The organism is Pseudoalteromonas spongiae UST010723-006, from assembly GCF_000238255.3.
GTDB lineage: Bacteria > Pseudomonadota > Gammaproteobacteria > Enterobacterales > Alteromonadaceae > Pseudoalteromonas > Pseudoalteromonas spongiae.
Window position 1 is genome coordinate 19,864 of the sequence record NZ_CP011040.1, and the last position, 20,138, is coordinate 40,001.

The 20,138-nt window shown below is 41.7% G+C and carries 15 protein-coding genes; 7 read left to right on the forward strand and 8 right to left on the reverse strand.

The annotated features are described in order from the left end of the window. Window positions 1–74 precede the first annotated feature (74 nt). Window positions 75–974, reverse strand: coding sequence for a LysR family transcriptional regulator (locus PSPO_RS14615; protein ID WP_010558423.1), 900 nt, complete (start codon window positions 972–974; stop codon window positions 75–77). 138 nt (window positions 975–1,112) lie between these two features. Between PSPO_RS14615 and hutH the strand changes: the two genes are divergently transcribed. From hutH to PSPO_RS14630, 3 genes are all read left to right on the forward strand, one after another. Next, on the forward strand, window positions 1,113–2,612 hold the full coding sequence (hutH, locus tag PSPO_RS14620; protein WP_010558422.1) for a histidine ammonia-lyase: 1,500 nt from the start codon (window positions 1,113–1,115) through the stop codon (window positions 2,610–2,612). Window positions 2,613–2,623: 11 nt separating this feature from the next. Continuing rightward, complete coding sequence (locus PSPO_RS14625) at window positions 2,624–4,633, forward strand: urocanate hydratase (RefSeq protein WP_010558421.1); 2,010 nt, start codon at window positions 2,624–2,626, stop codon at window positions 4,631–4,633. A gap of 132 nt (window positions 4,634–4,765) precedes the next feature. Then, the gene (locus tag PSPO_RS14630; RefSeq protein ID WP_010558420.1) at window positions 4,766–5,413 is read left to right on the forward strand and encodes a peroxiredoxin-like family protein; all 648 of its coding nucleotides are present in this window, start codon (window positions 4,766–4,768) and stop codon (window positions 5,411–5,413) included. 10 nt (window positions 5,414–5,423) lie between these two features. Here the strand turns inward: PSPO_RS14630 and PSPO_RS14635 are convergent, their stop codons facing one another. Continuing rightward, complete coding sequence (locus tag PSPO_RS14635; RefSeq protein ID WP_010558419.1) at window positions 5,424–6,710, reverse strand: GGDEF domain-containing protein; 1,287 nt, start codon at window positions 6,708–6,710, stop codon at window positions 5,424–5,426. 228 nt (window positions 6,711–6,938) lie between these two features. Here PSPO_RS14635 and PSPO_RS14640 point away from each other — a divergent pair, with 228 nt between their 5' ends. Both PSPO_RS14640 and PSPO_RS14645 read left to right on the forward strand, forming a co-directional pair. Beyond that, window positions 6,939–7,847: a histone deacetylase family protein gene (locus PSPO_RS14640; protein WP_010558418.1), complete on the forward strand. Its 909-nt coding sequence runs from the start codon at window positions 6,939–6,941 to the stop codon at window positions 7,845–7,847. Between the two features lie 48 nt (window positions 7,848–7,895). Continuing rightward, complete coding sequence (locus PSPO_RS14645) at window positions 7,896–8,114, forward strand: TIGR02450 family Trp-rich protein (protein ID WP_010558417.1); 219 nt, start codon at window positions 7,896–7,898, stop codon at window positions 8,112–8,114. 22 nt (window positions 8,115–8,136) lie between these two features. Here PSPO_RS14645 and PSPO_RS14650 read toward each other — a convergent pair whose 3' ends face one another. The 4 genes from PSPO_RS14650 to PSPO_RS14665 all read right to left on the reverse strand — a co-directional run bounded on the left by PSPO_RS14650 (window position 8,137) and on the right by PSPO_RS14665 (window position 15,295). After that, window positions 8,137–9,267 (reverse strand): NAD(P)/FAD-dependent oxidoreductase, encoded by a 1,131-nt coding sequence (locus tag PSPO_RS14650; RefSeq protein ID WP_040642086.1) that lies wholly within the window; start codon window positions 9,265–9,267, stop codon window positions 8,137–8,139. 32 nt (window positions 9,268–9,299) lie between these two features. Next, complete coding sequence (locus PSPO_RS14655) at window positions 9,300–11,447, reverse strand: LodA/GoxA family CTQ-dependent oxidase (RefSeq protein WP_010558415.1); 2,148 nt, start codon at window positions 11,445–11,447, stop codon at window positions 9,300–9,302. Beyond that, entirely contained in the window at window positions 11,447–12,847 is a 1,401-nt protein-coding gene (locus tag PSPO_RS14660) for a hypothetical protein (RefSeq protein ID WP_010558414.1), read from the reverse strand. Before PSPO_RS14660 ends, PSPO_RS14655 begins: the two co-directional genes overlap by 1 nt. Window positions 12,848–13,072: 225 nt before the next feature. Continuing rightward, window positions 13,073–15,295: an exonuclease domain-containing protein gene (locus PSPO_RS14665; protein WP_010558413.1), complete on the reverse strand. Its 2,223-nt coding sequence runs from the start codon at window positions 15,293–15,295 to the stop codon at window positions 13,073–13,075. A gap of 90 nt (window positions 15,296–15,385) precedes the next feature. Here PSPO_RS14665 and PSPO_RS14670 point away from each other — a divergent pair, with 90 nt between their 5' ends. Further along, window positions 15,386–16,867: an FG-GAP repeat domain-containing protein gene (locus tag PSPO_RS14670; protein ID WP_010558412.1), complete on the forward strand. Its 1,482-nt coding sequence runs from the start codon at window positions 15,386–15,388 to the stop codon at window positions 16,865–16,867. Between the two features lie 64 nt (window positions 16,868–16,931). Beyond that, a complete protein-coding gene (locus PSPO_RS14675) occupies window positions 16,932–17,654 on the forward strand; it encodes a substrate-binding periplasmic protein (protein WP_010558411.1) in 723 nt (240 codons plus the stop codon). Window positions 17,655–18,159: 505 nt separating this feature from the next. Here PSPO_RS14675 and PSPO_RS14680 read toward each other — a convergent pair. Together PSPO_RS14680 and udk are read right to left on the reverse strand one after the other, a co-directional pair. Continuing rightward, complete coding sequence (locus PSPO_RS14680; protein WP_010558410.1) at window positions 18,160–19,389, reverse strand: NupC/NupG family nucleoside CNT transporter; 1,230 nt, start codon at window positions 19,387–19,389, stop codon at window positions 18,160–18,162. Between the two features lie 21 nt (window positions 19,390–19,410). Then, complete coding sequence (udk, locus tag PSPO_RS14685) at window positions 19,411–20,037, reverse strand: uridine kinase (RefSeq protein WP_040642196.1); 627 nt, start codon at window positions 20,035–20,037, stop codon at window positions 19,411–19,413. Between the last annotated feature and the right edge of the window lie 101 nt (window positions 20,038–20,138).

The following is a 20,138-nucleotide window of genomic DNA, read 5'->3' on the forward strand; positions in this document are numbered from 1 at the left end:
ATATAAAGTATTTATTTTATCAGTGTAAACCTCAAATATAAGCGGCTTTAAAACATGTTTTAAATAACCTGTCGTTAATAGGCTTGATGGCAGCGTTTAATCTCTTCGACAAGTGCTTTGGCAAGCGGCGAAACTGAGCTCATTTTTTTAGTGATTAACATTACAGGGATTTGATAGTGATATTTTTCGGGGTGAATTGCTTTGAATACCCCTTTATCAACCCAGTAATTTGCATAGTGCTCTGGTAAATAGCCAATAAAGGCACCCGATAATATCAAATGTGCGATACCTTCATCATGATACGCCGTTGCACTATTTTGATAATTAAGACCATCGTTGCGCACTTCTTTATCCCGCATATAGTTTGAGGTAATCACTTCGGCTTGCTTCAATAATTTATTCCGCTCATTCGGTTTACAATCAAAAAGGGCATGCCCTTTGGCGCAATATAGATAGTTGGTTTCGTTATGTAGCGGGAAGTAATCTAAACCACGCAAATGATGGCGACTTACGCCCAGCCCCACCAGCGAGCGACCATTTACCACAGAAGTTTCTACTTCCCGCGCCTCACACACATTGATATCAAATTGAATATTATCGCTTTTTTGTTTTAGCTCGCGGATCACCTCACTAATGCCGCAGCGTGGATCGCTTACCATGGTATCAATCACCGAAATTGTCACGCGGCCTGATAGCTCATTCTTAGAGCCTGCAACTGTGGTGGCAAACGCTTCGCACTGCTGTAATAACTCAAGGCTTGCTTGGTATGTAATACGGCCAGGCTCGGTCAGTTCAAAACCACTGCGTCCGCGCTTACATAGTTTGATGCCAAGGCGCACTTCTAAATCCGATAAATGTGAACTGATTGTAGAGCGGCCAATATTCAGTCGAGATTCTGCGGCAGAGAGCCCGCCACATTCCACAATTGCAACAAATATGCGCAATAGGCGCAGATCAACGTCATGAATTTGCATCTTTTTTAGCCTTGTTTTTTAGTTCGATAATATCGGAATAAGCATCGATAATTATGCATTTATAAAACTTGGGTCGCAAGCTAACATTACTCTATTGATTAATCATCACAGTTGATGAAAAAACGTTAGGAGACAACAATGACGTTTAAATACGGCGTAGATCGCCTTAATATTGATATTGTAAATGGCATTGCCGATGGCAGTGTTAAAGCAGAGCTTAGCGCTGAGGCGATTGATAAAATTAATACCAGCCGTCAACGCGTTGACAAAATGGCCGCATCAGACAAAGCAGTTTACGGTATTAACACCGGCTTTGGTCCTCTGTGTGATACGCAAATTACCCCAGCAGAAACAAACCTATTACAAAAAAACCTGCTGATCACTCACGCTGTGGGTGTTGGTAACCCAATTGCTAAATCGATTTCTAAATTAATGCTGATCACTAAAGTGCACGCGTTAAGCCAAGGTTTCTCGGGTATTCGCCTAGAAACCGTTGAGCGTATGCTTAAGTTTATTGAGCTTGATTTAATTCCAGTCGTACCAGAGCAAGGCTCGGTGGGTGCATCGGGCGATTTAGCGCCATTATCGCACTTATTCTTACCACTTTTAGGTGAAGGTGAGTTTTGGGTAGGTGATGACATTGTTCCTGCGGCGAAAGCCCTTGCTGACAATGGTTTAGAGCCAATGGATCTTCATGCTAAAGAAGGTTTAGCCTTAATTAATGGTACACAGTTTATTTTATCGCATGGTATTACTGGCCTAACTAAGATGCGTTACCTGCTTGATCTTGCTGATGTGGCAGGTGCGATGAGTATTGAAGGTATGCAAGGTAGTCAATCGCCATTTAGAGAAGAGCTACATGCAATTCGTGCCTTTGCTGGCAATGTCGAAGTAGCAACGCGCATGCGTCGTCTATTTAAAGATTCGCAAAATATGGCAGATCACACTGATTGTGACCGCGTTCAAGACCCATATTCTTTACGTTGTATTCCACAGGTGCATGGTGCATCTCGCAACGCTTACAATCACTTAAAAGAGCTTGTTGAAATTGAAATGAACTCGGTCACTGATAACCCAATTGTTATTAGTGAGGAAGAAGCAATTTCGGGCGGTAGTTTCCACGGTCAACCGCTTGCTATGGCACTTGATTATGCGTCAATTGCCGCTGCTGAACTGGGGAATATTTCAGACCGTCGCTGTTATTTATTACTTGAAGGTTTACACGGCCTACCGCGCCTACTCACTACATCTGGCGGCCTAAACTCAGGCATGATGATCCCGCAGTACACCACAGCGGCACTTGTTACCGAAAACAAATCACTGTGTTTCCCACCGTCAGCTGACAGTGTACCAACCTCTATGGGTCAGGAAGATCACGTGTCTATGGGCAGTATTTCGGGCCGTAAGCTTAACCAAATTCTTGGTAATCTTGAGAAAATCTTCGCAATTGAGCTAATGTACGCAGCGCAAGCCGTTGACTTTAGACGCCCTAATACTTGTTCAGATATTATTGAACAAAATCATGCACTCATTCGTACTAAGGTTGCGAAATTAGAAGAAGACAGACTATTAAAGCCTGATATTGATGCCATGGTTGAATTTGTAAAATCTCAGGCATTTACTGTTACGCTTAATTAAGGATAACTGACATGAACTTACAAGAATTTCAAAACAGCATAAAACAGGGTATCCCAAGCGAACTGCCTGCGCCTAAAGCATATCCTGCAGGCGCTAACCGCGCACCAAAGCGTAAAGATATTTTATCGGTAGAAGAAAAACAGCTTGCTGTGCGTAATGCGCTACGTTATTTCCCGAAAGAGTGGCATGCGGAGCTTGCTGAAGAATTTGCACAAGAGCTTAAAGACTTTGGCCGTATTTATATGTACCGCTTTAAGCCTAACTATGAGCTAAAAGCGCGTTCAATTTCTGATTACCCTGCAAAATGCGAGCAAGCTGCGGCGATCATGCTCATGATCGACAATAACCTTGATCCAGCAGTCGCACAGCACCCAGAAGAGCTTATCACTTATGGTGGTAACGGTGCGGTATTCCAAAACTGGGCGCAGTACTTACTTGCGATGAAGTACCTAAGCGAAATGGAAGAAGACCAAACGCTACATATGTACTCAGGTCATCCTATGGGTTTATTCCCATCATCGAAAGATGCACCACGTGTAGTGGTAACAAACGGTATGATGATCCCGAATTACTCAAAGCCGGATGACTGGGAAAAATTTAATGCGCTAGGTGTAACACAATATGGCCAAATGACTGCCGGTTCATTTATGTACATTGGCCCACAAGGCATTGTTCACGGTACAACCATTACGGTGATGAATGCATTCCGTAAAGTACTTAACAAAGGCGAATCACCAAAAGGTAAGATCTTCTTAACTGCCGGTCTTGGCGGCATGAGTGGTGCACAGCCAAAAGCGGGTAACATTGCTAACTGTATTACTGTATGTGCTGAGGTGAACCCGAAAGCGGCAACTAAGCGTCACCAACAAGGTTGGGTGGATGAGCTGATTGATAATATGCCAGATTTAGTTGCACGTGTGCGTAAAGCGCAAGAAAGCGAAGAAGTAGTGTCGATTGCGTTTATTGGTAACGTGGTTGATGTTTGGGAAAGCTTCTTAGCTGAAGACATTTTCATTCACTTAGGTTCTGACCAAACGTCGCTTCATAACCCTTGGTCAGGCGGTTACTACCCGGTTGATATCAGCTATGAAGAATCAAATCGCTTAATTCGTGAAGAGCCAGAAGTATTTAAAGAAAAAGTTCAAGCCACGCTTAAGCGACACGCCGATGCTGTGAACAAACATACAGCAAAAGGCACCTACTTCTTTGACTATGGTAATGCGTTTTTACTTGAAGCATCACGCGCTGGCGGCGATGTCATGGCTGAAAACGGCATCGATTTCAAATACCCGTCATACGTGCAAGATATTCTTGGCCCAATGTGTTTTGACTATGGTTTTGGTCCGTTCCGCTGGGTGTGTACTTCTGGCAAGCCTGAAGATTTAGATAAAACCGATGCAATTGCGGCAAAAGTGCTTGAAGAGATCATGGCAAACTCGCCTGAAGAAATTCAGCAACAAATGCAAGACAACATCACATGGATCAAAGACGCGAAAGAAAACAAGTTAGTGGTTGGTTCACAAGCGCGTATTCTTTATGCCGATTCTGAAGGTCGTATTAAGATTGCAAATGCCTTTAACGATGCCATTGCGCGCGGTGAAATTGGCCCAGTGGTACTTGGTCGTGACCACCACGATGTATCAGGCACAGATTCACCATTCCGTGAAACATCAAATATTTACGACGGTAGCCGTTTTACTGCAGATATGGCTATTCACAACGTGATTGGTGACGGTTTCCGCGGTGCAACCTGGGTGTCTATCCACAATGGTGGTGGCGTTGGCTGGGGCGAAGTGATCAACGGTGGTTTCGGTATGCTACTTGACGGTAGTGACGATGCCGAGCGTCGCTTAAAATCAATGCTACTGTTTGATGTAAACAATGGCATCGCACGTCGCAGCTGGGCACGTAACGAAGAAGCTAACTTTGCAATCAAACGCGAAATGGAACGCACTCCTAAGCTTAAAGTAACGCTTTCACAAAATGTCGAAGACGATATTTTAAATAAACTAGCGTTTTAACGAATGTTTGTATAAATAAAATAGAAATCAAAAGCGAGGCATTTGCCTCGCTTTTTTGTATGTATGACCAATTGCTTTTTACGGGGTTGTTATCTATACAAAACAATAATCGTAGTTTTATAAATAATCCATATGTCTTCATTATCAAAAAAGCTCGCGTCCTATAAAAGTGATTTTAAAACAAGAACGCCAGTCGAAATATTAGAAACTATAAATCGCAGCATATCCTTGTTTCAAGAACACTCAGCTTTAAAATCAGTGCTGCAAGTAGGCCAAACATTTCCATCATTTGAGCTGGCTGACATCAATGGCCAATTGTTTAATAGCAAAGCACTAATTCAAGATAACCCCTTAATTCTGACCTTTGTACGCGGTGGATGGTGCCCTTATTGTGTATTAGAAACACAAATGTGGCAGCAGTATTTTGAAAAAAGCAAAAGTACTTTAAATATAGTTGCGATAACACCTGAAAAACCCGAGTTCGCAAAATCAATGCAATCTGAAAATAACTTAAGCTTTCCACTTTTATTTGATTCTGGGCTTTGTTTTGCTGAGCAGTTAGGGTTAGTTTGGAAAACGGATGATGCGATGAAACAGCAATTGTTAAAGTGGGATATCAACTTAACTGAACGACATTGCACGCCAACTTTCAATCTTCCGGTACCAGCTACCTTTGTTATTGATAAAAAAGGAGTTATTCAGTTTCGTTTTATTGAAGAAGATTATTCTTCACGTGCTGAGCCTGATGACGTGCTTGCTATTTATAATCGACTTATTTAAAGCTAAATATTTAATATGAAAAGCGGTTTTTACCAGCGCGCTTAGCGTGATACATTTTTTCATCGGCAGTACGAATAAGTGCCTCTAATGTATCGCCGCTATCAGGGTAATAAGCAATACCTAAGCTAGCACTAATATTGACTTTGTTACCCTGCCCGACTGCATCTTTAATTTGATAGTCTTTCGCGATTTCGTTGATGGCTTTTTCAGCGAGCCTAACCGCGTCTTGTTTGTTTGCAAGATTCGGTAGGCAAATTAAAAACTCATCGCCACCTAAGCGCCCTACTGTGTCTGATTCTCTGAATGTGCTTTTAAGTCTAATCGCTACTTGCTTAAGTAATTCATCACCACTACTGTGGCCATAGCTATCATTTACCTGCTTAAAACCATCTAAATCGATAAACATTACAGCTAACAGTGTTTCATTGCGCTTGGCTTGTTTTAGCGCGCTTGCTAGGCGCTCTTTAGTGAGCCATACCGAAGGTAATTTAGTTAGAGGATCGAAGTGCGCAATTTTCTTAAGCTCGTTTTTGGTGTGTTTGAGCTCTTCAATAGTGTCATGAAGCTCGGTAATGTCATATTCAGTAACAAGAAACACATAATCGCCAGTTAAGGGATGGCGACTAATGCGAATATCAACGTTATGTCGTCTTTCACCAAGTTTTGTAAGCATTATGTGCTCTTGGCAACCCGCTTTGTGCTGCTGAGAGTCCATTAAGCGTTCTTTACCTTCAACCGGGTTGGCAAAACGCAGCTCAAAGTCACTGATAGTGTCTTGTTTTATTGTTGAATACCACTGCGTAAACGCGGGGTTTTCGAACAGTCGCTTACCTTGCATATCGTAACAACTCACTGCAACAGTGGTGTAACGCATCGCTTCTGCAAAAAGCAGGTTTTCTGGTTGGCTGGTGGCATCCATTTGTTCGCTAATGAAGGCAATAATGCCGCGGTGCTTTTCTGGGCCCAGTAACACAGCTACATGACGCATTAACATCACTTTTGGCTCACCATTAGGGTAAGTTGTCCAAGGGTCGTTAGTTAAGCCCTCTTGCGCGGCTTTTACAAAGGTTTGTTCGGTGCGCTTGCGTGCGCCTTCGGTATCAGCAGATAAGTCTTTGTCGATGAGTTGTTGCACATCACTTAGTCCCCAAAAGTTAAGGGCATGATTATTGCCCCACCAAAATCCATGACGGTCTAAGTCAAATACCCAAACAATATCGGGTGAAAAGTTAAATCCACCCAGTTCCTGTGGTGATGTAATTATTGGTAAGTGATTGACAGCGACATCTTGATACACAAAAAGACTCTAGCATTTAGTTGTTTAGAATATATTACTTAATTTGATAGTGGTTACCAGTAGATTATGGTGGCAACTAATGCGTTTTTTTAATCAATAGGTGCATGTAATTTCCCCACTTTGCTGCGCAATTATTCTGATGAACAGGTATGAATAATGGTGTTTTGGCAAAGACGCAGTGCCTTGTTTCAGTTACACTATCAGTCATAACAATTTACCAAAGTCACAATGATTAATCCCAACTTACCCCTTGTTTACCACCCTAATTATTCATTTAGTTTTGATGAAAAACACCGCTTTGTAATGAGTAAATTTGCACGTCTTTATCAATATTTAGATAGCAAAGGGTATATCAATCAGCGCAACTTATATCAGCCGCCGGTGGGGGATTTTAAACCGATGGAATTAGTGCATTGTGAAAGTTACGTACACGACCTTTTTCATAATCAACTTGATAGCAAGGCGATGCGACGCATAGGTTTGCCATGGTCAGAACAATTAATGGCACGCACCTTTACCGCACCGTTAGGTACGCATTTGGCGGCTGAACTTGCGCTTGAACACGGTATCGCCTGTCATTTAGCTGGGGGCACGCATCATGCGCATTATGATTTTGGTTCAGGCTATTGCATGGTAAATGATTTGGCCTACACAGCAACACGGCTAATTAATGAAGGTAAAGCGCGAAATGTACTCATCTTTGATTGTGATGTGCATCAAGGCGATGGTACTGCGGCGATGCTTGCCCATAACCCTTATGTGTTTACCTGTTCAATCCACTGTGAAAAGAACTTTCCTTTTCGAAAGCAACACAGCGACTTAGATATTGGCTTAGAGATAGGGTTAACTGATCCTGATTATTTAAATATCGTATCAACTACTTTTAATGACTTAATTGAGCAGCTAAATCCCTCGCTTGTTCTTTACGATGCTGGTGTAGATATTTGGCAACAAGATACCTTAGGCAAGCTTGATATTAGTTGGCAAGGTATCGCGGCCCGTGATTATGCTGTGCTTGAGATTTGCCAGCGTAAAGGCGTACCAGTAGCCACTGTGATTGGTGGTGGGTACGATAAAGATCATCAGCGATTAGCAGAGCGTCACGCATTAGTGGTTGAGCAAGCAGCTCGCTTCTAAAAGTGACCTAAATTAAGTCGGAAATTTTAATTTTGGTTTCGAGATTTTATGCAACACGCCCTTTCCCCTAATAAACTCTTACACAGTAAATGGACGGCAGTGTCACCGCAAAATAAAGAAAAGCATTTTATGGTAACCAGTGTTGAATTTAATGAAGAAAATAACGTGGTTGAATGTATTATTGAAGCGATTTTAACCAAGCGCGAACAAAGCATAAACTGGCGTAGCTTAAAAGATCCCAAAGTGTGGAAAATGGGTTGGCAATAGGTTTAGCTGTTGCCAGCTCAGGTTAGTTAGGAACTAAGCGTCGTTGCCAAAATTTGGCGTTGGGGTATTTATTTGCGCCTTGTTGATATTGTTGCTGATGCAATGAAATAAATGCATTAAAGTCATTAAATACCAGCGATTGATAGTCTTCCAAAGAGTCTTTTTGTGGTGCTTCAAGCCACTTTTTTACCGCTTTTGCCGCGACACCTGCGTGCTTTAGCGATTTCGTAATTCCTGCCGATGAAATCGAATCGTAACTTGATGCTGCGTCCCCAACAGCAAGCCAATTATGCCCAATCACGTTCGATAAAATGGCAGATGGTGCCGCTTTAGCGTAAAGCTTTACAGGAGTTTTTGTTTTATCTTGCAAAAACGTTGTGCATTGCTGAAAAAACCAGTTATTGGCTTTTAAACAATTTAACCAATTCTCATAGCAAGTTAGCTTTTGTGTTTTTAACTCCGTTGCGTCAGTACATAAGCTGATAATAGCTCTGTTGTTTGGCAAGATAGCACCGTACCACCATCCATTTGGGTCGCTAGCAACAAGAGTATGTGTGGTACTAGCTGATGTGTGTTCAAGTTCAAAAAAGGCGCAGGCTGAAATCACGCTATCAAACACGTTATTGCTAATATTTAGGCTCTTTGCTGCAACTTGGTGCTGCCCGGTTGCATCAATTAAAAAATCGCATGCTATGCTGATGGTGTGATTATCACAGTGTAATACGTAACCTTTTTTTGACGAATCTATTGTCGATACTTTCGTGTTTTCGAAAACTGTTATCCCCCTAGTTTTACATAGTGCAATAAGATCAGCGTCGAAATGTTTGCGATCAAGATGAAAGCCCTTTCCGACTGGCGAAATAAAAAAGTCATTATAACCGGTTACTTCATCTGCCCACCTAGATTTACTACCGGGGCAAACTAAATGTTTATTGCTAGTTAGAATGTGCTCAGCATCGAGTTCTCTTAGATAGAAACTCGCGGCGGGAGGGATTGTTTCGCCGATACTTGGTGCAGTAGCTTGTGGCGCGCAAATAAGTATTATTTTTACGCGTTTGTTACTTAAGGTGAGTTCTTTTGCAAGGGCAAGTGCGGTGGCAGAACCCGCAGGTCCGCCACCGATTATGCCTATTTGTATTATTGGCTGAGCCATAATATGTCCATTTGGCATGTCACTCATAAAGTTTACTTATCACACTGGGTTGGACCACAGCTATCGGGTGCTTTATAACCTGGTTCTGATGCTTGCGGCCATACTTCAACACCATCGCCTTTGCTTTCGAATTGGCTGGCAACTTCAAGAAAATAATCGGGTCCATAATTTTGCTTGGTGCTGTCATCATTGATCTGCAGACCTTGAATAACAAATCCAACTTTATGCCAGTTTTCAACAAAGTCGAAGTAGCATTGAAAGCGACCTTGCTGCTGTGGGTAGAATGTTTTTGTACCATGACCCTCATCGCCGCGCACACTATAAAGTGATACGCCTTTACCCTGCCCGGTATTTGCATCGTACTTAAATAAGAACTTAGGGTAGACAGTCACCGGACGCTGCGCGGGCCAAGACCAGTACAAAGTGTTATCAGCGATTGCTTCGCCTTCCCCATTGGGGTTTGGCATCGTTGGATTTGGGTCAGGCGTGTGTGTTGCACAACTGTTGTAGTCAGTATGCCAAGGTTGCGACATAAATTTACTTAAATCGCCTGGTTCTACTTTACTGTCTCGCAGTGGAATATATCCGACCTGCAAAAAAGGCTCATTTTGAGTTGCTTTACTGTAATCCAGCGTTGCCATATTAATGCGAAATGGCCCTGTTTTACCGTGCCAATCGGTTTTATATAAATGGGTATCACGCACAATAAAGGTTAAATCAATGCCCGGTGAATAACGCCCGCCTAAACAGTTTTCTAACACTACTTTATCGAGTTGCTCCCCCTCGCCTAGGCTCGGTGCAGTTGCATTAAACTTATTGTTGTACCATTGCATCAATAAAAAATATTGGGTCTCAGTAACTGATAAAAAGCTTTTCATTGCATCGCCAAGCGCCAGTGGCATTTTTTTACGCGTACCGTCTTCATTGTTTGGCTCGTCTTTGGTGCCCGGGGCTGATGGCTTTCTTAGCAAACTGGTAAATGACGGGATTTTTTCACTGGGGGTGTCGCTTGGTTTTATTTCTTTCATGCGCTTATGGCCCTGAATGCCTTTTTCAGGTAATGCGGTATTCCATTGTTGCAAGAAAGCACCGTGAAATACTGGCTGAACATCACCATCGAACGAGGCTAAATGGTCATGATTAAAGCCATTGTCAAATATATTTGGCGCTAGAGCTAAATGTTGTATCCATGTATCGTAAACGTCATCCCAGGTCGATACAACATTGCGGGTTTGTGGTGCGTAACTTGGATCTGTACATACAAACCAACCGTGTACAGCCTCTTCAAACGAGCCATCATCAAAAACAATGGTGGCGGTTACTGGGCCATCAGATGTATCGTCAAACCAATCATCATTATCAATCGCACCGTTTAGTTTTGGAATGCAACACTTTTTGTCTTTATCACTTTTATTACCAAGTATGCCACTGGCTTTACCAAAGCCACCAGTGACAATAAGTCTTGCTGTATTTTCTTCAATACGCATTTCACCAAGCGACGAAATTTCACCAAGTGGATTAAACATATAGAAAAAATCATCGGGAAAGCTTTTTGGATAGCAGGACGCTGCGGTTGCTATTTTGCCTTCTTCAATAAAGCTATCTGGTGTTTTTTTATCGAAGCTTAAGCAGGTGTTTGAATTACTTGTAACCGAAAGAGCGCGCGGGCCCGGATCAACCACTAATTGTTGGCGGCGCATGACTGTATTAAGGTCATCGCCAAACTTCGGGTTTCGCACCGGAGGCGTGTTTTCATTTTGATAGGCAATAACCCCTTCTTCTTGAGGCTCGCCGTCAACAATGGAAGTGATTGTAAAGTTGTTGTTCTTTTTATTTGCGGTATGAACCTGCCAAATAATATCTTTAATCACTTTACCGCCGATATTATCGCCAATATTTATTTCACGGCCACCGTCATTTGATGGGTAAGTTGTTTGTTCGTCGTCATAAGCAAAAATGCGAAAGCGCGCTGCTTGGCGTTTTACATTGCCATGACTATCACGAAAATCGTGTTCGTCTATCGGTGTATTGTTTGTACCCGGTTTTATTGGCAAACCGCCAAATAAGCCGGTGCGCTTATCAACAATGGTACCTGCTGCGGTTTCAGGGGCGATGTAATACTCTTCACTATTGCCAACACGTGCAAAGTTGATACTTGGGTGAACTCTGAAATAACTCATTATTTCTCTCCTTGAGATTGTAAGTAGGCAATTGCGGCACGTTGTTCTTTTTCTTGAGACCAAAAAAAGATATTTTGAAATGCATGGCTAATGTTTAAGTTTGTTGCTGGTAGCGGTTTTAATCCGTCTTTACTTGCAAACGCTTGTTCCGTATTGTGGCAACGGAAGCAATTGTTCATTGCGGTTGCTGATTGCGTGTAAGTTTCAATGGTGCTGTTAGAGAGTTTTAAAGAACCGGTGAGATATTCATCAGTGGCAAAGTCGAGCCCAGGTTTAAGTGGCGATACATCCGGTTTACCTGTAGCTGCTTGGTTGTTGATCCAAATTGCGCCAACTTCAAAGTAGTTTTGCCAAATACTTAAGTTATTTGGTAAGTGCTTTTTAACGCTCGCATTAAGTGATTTTATATTATCGGTATTCGATTGTTTTTGGCCCGCTGCATTGCCGTAAGCATAGCGACGACACACTTGAGTAATCGGCGTAAATTTCTGCGTTGATTGCTCGAGTGCTAAGCCGCTAACCGCCGCGTTTTTATTGCAATTCCCAAGTTGCGTGCCTTTTTTGTAAAACAGGTAATCTTGATCTGCGACAATTTGGTCAAGTGTCATGCCGTCGGGCACATCCGGTGCATTGTTATCAAATTCAAAGGTAGCCCAAATCATTTCTGGGTGATTGGCAACGACGCCACCAATATGAAAGCCAACTAAGGCAAGCGTTTGCTTTTCGACTTTTGCAGGATTGATTTTGATACCAGATGGTGAGTTTTCAAACTGCGCGATGTCTTTTTCAATGGTAAATAACTTACTGGTATCGTCATCTTTACCAACGATTTTCCACGATGCTTTCAGCTCTAGCGTGCCTTTGGTGCCGATAATTGGAAACGCAGTACGCGGGTTCATTGTGAGCACATTTGCTGGGATTGTTAAATCGGGTCCACCACTTTTACCTTGCATAAAGTCGGCAAAGGTTTGATTAATGTACTGCGAGTAATAGATGGCACGGTGGTCGTGATCTATCAAGATGCCATCGGTACCCGCTTGTAAATATTCGTCAAATGATGCGCCTGTATGTGGTTGTTTTCGGGTGCGTGGCGAAAGGCCTCGTTGCTCTAATCCGATTAAAGACTGTGGTGAGTCAAATCCGAGAAAGCGAGGTTGGCCATTGTCGTCATCCATTAACCATAAAAACATTTGCCATGACCATTGGTGGAAATCACAATTGTTTGGGTTTGCTGGAAAAGCACTGTCATCAGGCCTAATGACTTTGCCGTTTTTAAACCAACTCGGCTCTATTTCACATGTGTTTGATGTTTGAGCGGAACTGCTATGCGTATAACAAATGGCGAACAATATAACTGCGGGTGCGATGCGACTGAGCATGCATTTACTTGCGTGTTTCATTTTGCCTCCTAGGCGCGGTAACGATAAATCCTTAACGCTCACAAATTGAGCTACATCGATTACTCTAGTTAAGTCGCAAAATACGCGTTTCGTTATCACACTTTATTACAGGCACTAAGGTGAAGTAGCGGGTAGGGCAATGGAAAATTTAAGAAGTATTTTTTGTGATGGCTTATGTGAAATTAATGAGGCATACATTGATGTAAACCCCATTTACAGTTAGGTTTATTGGTCTGCTCTTACGTGATTTATGCGCAATAAAATTTCGGCTGCAGCTTTAGCGTCATCGAGCGCTCGGTGGTGGTTTTTTAGCTCAATATTAAGATCGCAGCAGAGTTTACCTAATGAGTAAGATTTAAAACCGGGTAAATATTTACGTGCTTGCTGTACAGTACAAATTTTAGCGCGCGTGTATTTTTTATTGAGTCGGGCAAACTCTTGTCGAATAAAGCCATAGTCAAAATTAACATTGTGCGCGACAAATATAGCATTACGGCTAAATGTATCTAACTTTTCGGCAATTTGTTCAAACTTGGGGGCGTCTTTAACCATTTCATTACTGATCCCTGTAAGCTCGGTAATCATTTTTGGGATATGACGTTCTGGATTTACCAGTGTTTGCCAGCTGTCGGTAATTTTTCCTTGTTCAACTCTTACCAAACCAATTTCAGTGATGCGATGAGTATCTTTTTTTCCGCCAGTGGTTTCAATATCCACGACAACGTAATTTTGCTCACTATTAAAACGCCATTCGGTGCGCTGAATTGATACGTTAAAACCTGCGTTTATTAATTGTTTGATACTGACCAGTTGAGTACGCCTTAGGCTATCGCCCGGCGCTTTTATTTCCTCAAAAAACACTTCACCTTGTTCAATATACATTAAATCAGGGTAGCCATCGCAAAGCGCTTTAAAGGTTTTACTCATTGCCAATAAATGATGCTTTATTGACTCAAATGGCGCATATTGAATAAAGGTGGTTAACACATCTTTTAGTTCGTCATGCCAGTAGAACAGGCCATTCGGTTCACCTGAATATTGATCAATGGTGGCACTAATATAATCACAGAATTTCTGATTGTTGGTAAAATCCGACAATTTGTGATCAATTTCTGTGTGCAACAAGTCGTAAAAATTATCTTGCTTAAGTACTTTTGGATAATACGAAAATTCATTGGCACGCTGTGATGCTGGGTGTTGAAATAGCTCATGCCAAAAAGTTAATGCAAATAACGCGCGCCAAAGCTTGTTTTCGGTAAAGTAGCACAGGCGATGCTGTTTGATGTAACGGTCCTTTACACCTGTTTCGACCTGACCTAAGTACGCTTCGTCAATACCAATTGGCTCGCCTGATTTTTTGAGCATATCAGTCAATACACTGGTGCGCTTTTGGTTAAACTTTTGCGCATAAAAATCCTCGGCAAAGAGCAATAAGGTTTCACTGTCGGGGTCGTCTAAAATAGCCAGCAGCAAAGTCTCACACTGTGCTTTTCTGTCGCTTTTGTAGAGTAAGCGAATGTATTTTTCTTGTGCTGCAGGGTGTTGTGATTGGCTAAGCAATGTTTCACCGAGAGTTGGCTCGTGTTCGATTAAAACAACCGCCAGCTTATACAAACTGTGGTGGTACTTTTGCGTAGCTAAAAAGCCGATTGGTTTGTCGGAAGCGATAAGTTGCTCTGCAAGCGTTTGTAATAATGGGATGTCGCTCTTATTGGCTTCCTTTATCGCTTTAAATTGGTTTGCGTAATAAAACGCACTTTTGGCTTCATCTTTATCGCTGAAGTTAGCTTGTTGCTGTTGCACGCTTTGGGTTTGCATTACACCTAAATCGCGCATAGAAAATTGGTTGAGGCGACCTGATAAATGGCCAAAATATAAAAACAATAAATAGTGAAACGTGTCCTGCTTGGCAAAGTAAATATGGCTTGTTAGTACGGGGCTTTTTTTAACTTGGTCGTAACTTAAAGCGTTAGACAGCGCGTTGCTCACAAAATTAAGCCATTTGTTTTTGTTTGCGCTTTTTGCTGGCTTATCAATCGTTAATGAGATGCTTAAGTCGATTAAGTCTTGCTTATTAAGCTGGCTTATAAAGTCGTGAAAACAGTGTTTATTTATGCGAGATACAAAACCAACTTTTCTTAAAAGGTTAATTGCCGCGCCAGAGTCAGCCACTTCACTGTAGACTAGGGTGTCTTTTCGCACAAAAGGGGATTTGCGGTTTACAATCCGTACCAAAATACATTGGGCATCTTCTGGTAGTGTTGCAAACTCGGTAAAAAACGCTGTCTCGTCATCGCCTAACAAGTGAGAAGACGTGGATTTTATAAATTCAGCAAATTCGATAAAGTGCGTTAAATAATATTTTTCTGGCAGTTCTTTCATTGCATCGCTGCGACAAACATTGGCATAGCTAATATTTTGCGTTGCTACGTTCGACTTATCAATCATTTTGCACGTATTAACATTTTCTAACTAATTTGCTTTTACTGATAGCACCAGTATTTGATAGTTTATGATGACATACAGTGAGGAAGTAACATGAAAATAATAACAGCATTAGTCGTTACTCTGGGATTTGCCAGTACATCGAGCTTGGCAAATGGCAAAAAAGATTTATTTAATGAAGTGGCAATAGAAACCGATCTAACCTTGTCACACCCTGTCTATCCAATAGATTTATTGCCTAATCCTGGCAAAGAATTAATGCTTATCGGCACACATAGCGGACAGCAATATATTGATATTTTTGCTGCATCAGAGGCTCAGCTATATAACCGCATAAAACGTGTAAAAGTGCCTGATACTATGCTTGGTGTTGATTTTACTAAGTGGCAAGATACCACGCAGCAGGTTTATTTATTTTCATCTAATGGTATTTATCAGTTAGCGCTTGACGGGCCTGAGCTAGTTGTGCCGGTTGTTGACACTCAAACCTACTTGAAAAAAAGTGGTGCACAACACCTAAGCAAAATGGAGTTTGTTTACAACATTAATGATGACCAAAAAGCGGACTTTTTCACGACAGATCTTAATCACAGTTATGTGCATATTTCTGATGAGACTGGCTATCAAATGGCCAAGGTTGATTTACCTGCACGACTAGAAATAGAAGGGCACAGTGCTGAAATTGAACCGCCTCGTTTTGCCTTTTTTGATACAAATGAAGACAACATTTCAGAGCTTATCGGTTTTGAAAATGGCTTATTGAATTTACTGCCGAGTGTCGGAAGCAACCCTGGTCAGGCGATAAAATTGCGCGATGATATTATGGTGGATGACTGGTGGCATACCAAAGATGCCGACGGTGATTCACTTGACCAAAGTAATTTAGTGTATCGCAAACTAGAGCGTGTTGTTGACGTTAATCACGATGGTATTTTTGATTTGGTGGTGCGTTATACACGAAGTAGCGGTGCGCTTGATAGGCAAAATGATTACGAAATCTACTTAGGTGCGATTGAGCAAGGAAAGTTTATCTTTCAAAACCAAACGAATTCGCTTATTCAAGATGAAGGCACATTAACCGATCTGCACTTGCTTGATATCGATAACGATAAACAACTAGAGGCTTTGGTGTCGGGTTTTGATATTGGCGTATCACAAATTATCGGTGCGTTGTTATCGGGGTCGGTATCTCAAGATGTGCATCTTTTTTATCAAAATGAAAAGGGCGAATTTAACCCAAAAAATAAAATTACACGAGAGGTTGAACTAAGTTTTAGTTTATCGAAAGGGCGCAGTGGCTCACCTGTAGTGCTGTTTGCCGATGTAAATGGTGATGGTAAAAAAGATTGGGTGCTGTCGGATGAACAAAAAGCGTTTAACGTGTATTTAGCTAATAATAAACATAGTTTTTCTCGTCGCGCGAGCAAGTATAAAACCACTTTGCCAATGCAAGGTCGCCGTGTTGTAACAAGCGACTTGAACTTAGATGGCAAAGACGATTTGGTAATGAGCTACGGTCGATTAGATGATAAAAATATGCGTAAAACCATAAAGATATTGTTTGCGACGAGCTAAGTTTTCGTATTCAGTCAGCAAATTCTAGACTACACTTGCTAATTATTTTTCCAAGGGCACTACAGTGTTAAAAAAATTACTTACAGCGAGCTTAATAACACTTTCCTTTTCGGCTTCAGCAGGGGCTATTCGCTTTGGCTATAATCAGCAATATTCAGCGCCACATGTGATTAATAATGGAAAGGGTACAAGCGTATCGGGCATTGTGATTGATGTAAGTAATGCGATTTCGCAAGAGGCTGGGTTTATGGCTAAGCAGCTTCCTTTGCCGCGTAAGCGTATTGAACAGTACCTTATTGATGGCAAAATCGATGCACAATGTCATGCTAACCCTATTTGGTACAACGCGCCCTCTATTATATGGAGTGAGGTGCTTTATTCTGATGCTGACATTATTGTGAGTGATCAGGCTATCGCCTCGCTGCAAGCGCTAAGTTCACACAAGCAGTTCAAACTAGGTACTGTGCTTGGCTATAAGTACCCTAATCTTACCGAGTATTTTGAGGCGGGTAATCTTAAACGTTTTAATAGCACCTCATCTAAAGACAGCTTAACGCGCTTTACTAAAGGCGAATTAGATGGTTTTGTTGCATCCTATAGCGAAGCGAATTACTTAACCCGACTAAGGCGTTTTAATGTATTAGAAGTGAACTCGTATGACTTACATTGCTCGTTTTCACCTAAGCTCAATGCAGAAAAACGTCAGCGTTTAATTGATGCGGCGCATAAACTGCGTGATAACGGTGAATTTAAGCGGGTATTTGCTAAATATATTAAGCCTGAATAGTTTAATTCCAATTCACTTAAGTAGCTAATCATCCTAGCGGACCAAGTATCATGCTAACTGCGTTAGAGTTTATTAATGTAGAACAACTAGATAAGAACAATCCCGCCTTGTTATCATGTCATTTATCCAGCGCTATCTCTGATCTCATACTTAACAGAATTGAGACAAATAAAAAGGGCCCATAAAGGGCCCTTTGGTTTTCTCTAGTATCGTTCAAATTTTTTGCCAGTCTTAACCCCTTAAGACAATTAGGCAACCCTTTGCAGGGCTCCAGTACCGGAGTGTTAATCAAGTACTTGGATTTGGGTAGCAAACAGGTTTTGCCTATTTGCTAAATAAAGCGGCTATACAAGTAACTTTATACCCTTAGGTATTAACTTAGCCTACATCCCACATGCTGTAGTTGTTGATTTAGCACATTTATCAACACACTCATTTCTATCGTGCCTGCAATAAAAACGAGTAACTACGTTGCTAAGTTAAGTTACTTCTAGCCGAGTAACCGTTATGCAATTGACAGGAAAAAGCCTGCAATCGCTGCACTCATTAGGTTTGCCATTGAACCGGCTAAAACCGCACGTAAACCTAATTGCGCAATATCTTTACGACGACTCGGTGCCATACCACCAATACCGCCTAGTAAAATTGCAATTGAACTCAAGTTTGCAAAGCCACACAGTGCGAAAGTAACAACGGCTTTCGTGTGCTCGCTCAGCTGCGCTTGGTAGTTCATAAAGTCTAAGTAAGCAACAAACTCATTTACTACAAGTTTTTGCCCAATGAAGCTACCAGCAAGCTGTGCTTCACTCCAAGGAATACCTAACAACCATGCAATTGGTGCAAAGGCGTAACCTAAAATTTGTTGAATTGTTAGGTCTGGGTTATCAAACCAACCCCCAATCCAGCCAACAAAGCCATTACTTAGGGCAATTAGTGCCACAAATGCTAATAGCATTGCGCCTACATTCATTGCCAACTGCATGCCGTTTAATGCGCCGCCTGCAGCTGCATCAATCACGTTTACTGGCTTTTCTTCACCATGATCTAAATCGTTTAGATCTTGTTTTGGTGTTTCTGTTTCTGGCACCATCATTTTTGCCATTAAGAAACCACCCGGTGCCGCCATAAAGCTGGCTGCAATTAAGTATTTTAATTCAACACCTAAGCTTACGTAGCCTGCTAAAATAGAGCCTGCTACTGTTGCTAAACCACCTACCATAACGGCAAATAATTCAGAGCGTGTCATCGTGGCTATAAATGGTTTTACTACCAGTGGCGCTTCTGTTTGGCCAACGAAAATATTAGCGGTTGCAGAAAGTGATTCTGGTTTCGATGTACCTAATAACTTTTGTAGGCCACCACCTAAAATTTTAATAACAAAATCCATCACTCGTAAGTGATATAACACCGCAACAAGCGCAGAGAAAAAGACAATTACTGGCAGTACTTTGATTGCAAATACAAAGCCGATGCCGTCAATTTCATCTCCCGCTAGGCCACCAAATAGAAAGCGAATACCGTCATTCGCGTAACTAATAACGTTGGCAACGCCTACTGAAATACCGTTTAATACTTCACGCCCTGCAGGTACGTACAAAACAAATGCGCCGATCAGCACTTGCAGCGCAAACGCACCGCCTACGGTGCGCAAATTTATTTTTTTTCGGTTAGTTGAGCATAAAAATGCGAGCGCTAATAAGCTCGCGATGCCAACTAAACTCATTAATGAGGTCATATATATTTCCCAAGTTACCTTCTATTGAAGTAATTGTTTTATTTTGCTTTTTAGTATATCAATGGCAACTCGATTTCGCCCCCCGCGGGTCACAACAACATCTGCATTGTGCTTCGACGGGTCGATAAATTGGTAAAACATGGGTCTTACCGTGGCTTGGTATTGCTCAATCACCGATTGTAAGCTTCTACCGCGCTCTTCTAGATCACGTTGCATACGACGCATCAGGCAAATATCTAACGGTGTATCAATAAACACCTTAATATTAAACTCATCGCACAGTTTAGGATCTGATAAAAGTAAAATACCTTCAACAATCAGAATCTTAGCTGGCTGAATTCGACGAGTTTGGTCGCTGCGCGTGTGCTTTGCGTAATCGTATACAGGAATATCGACTGGTTTACCTTCCTTGAGCTGATTTAAGTGCTCAAGTAAAAGTTCATGCTCAAAAGCGTCTGGGTGATCGTAGTTCGTTTGCGTTCTATGTTCGAACGGCAAATGAGACTGATCACGGTAATACGCGTCTTCTTCAATAATAGCGATAGCACCAGGTGCTAGTTCGTTCAAAAGCTCATTGTAAATAGTTTGACTAAACAACGATTTACCAGAAGCTGATGCACCTGCAATCGCGATAATTGTGCGTGTCACAAAAACGTTACCTTTAAAATCATTACAACAGTGACTTACCTTAGCAAAAAAGCGCACAATTATCTTTAGTTCGTGACGCCTACCGGTTCTTTCCTGAATAC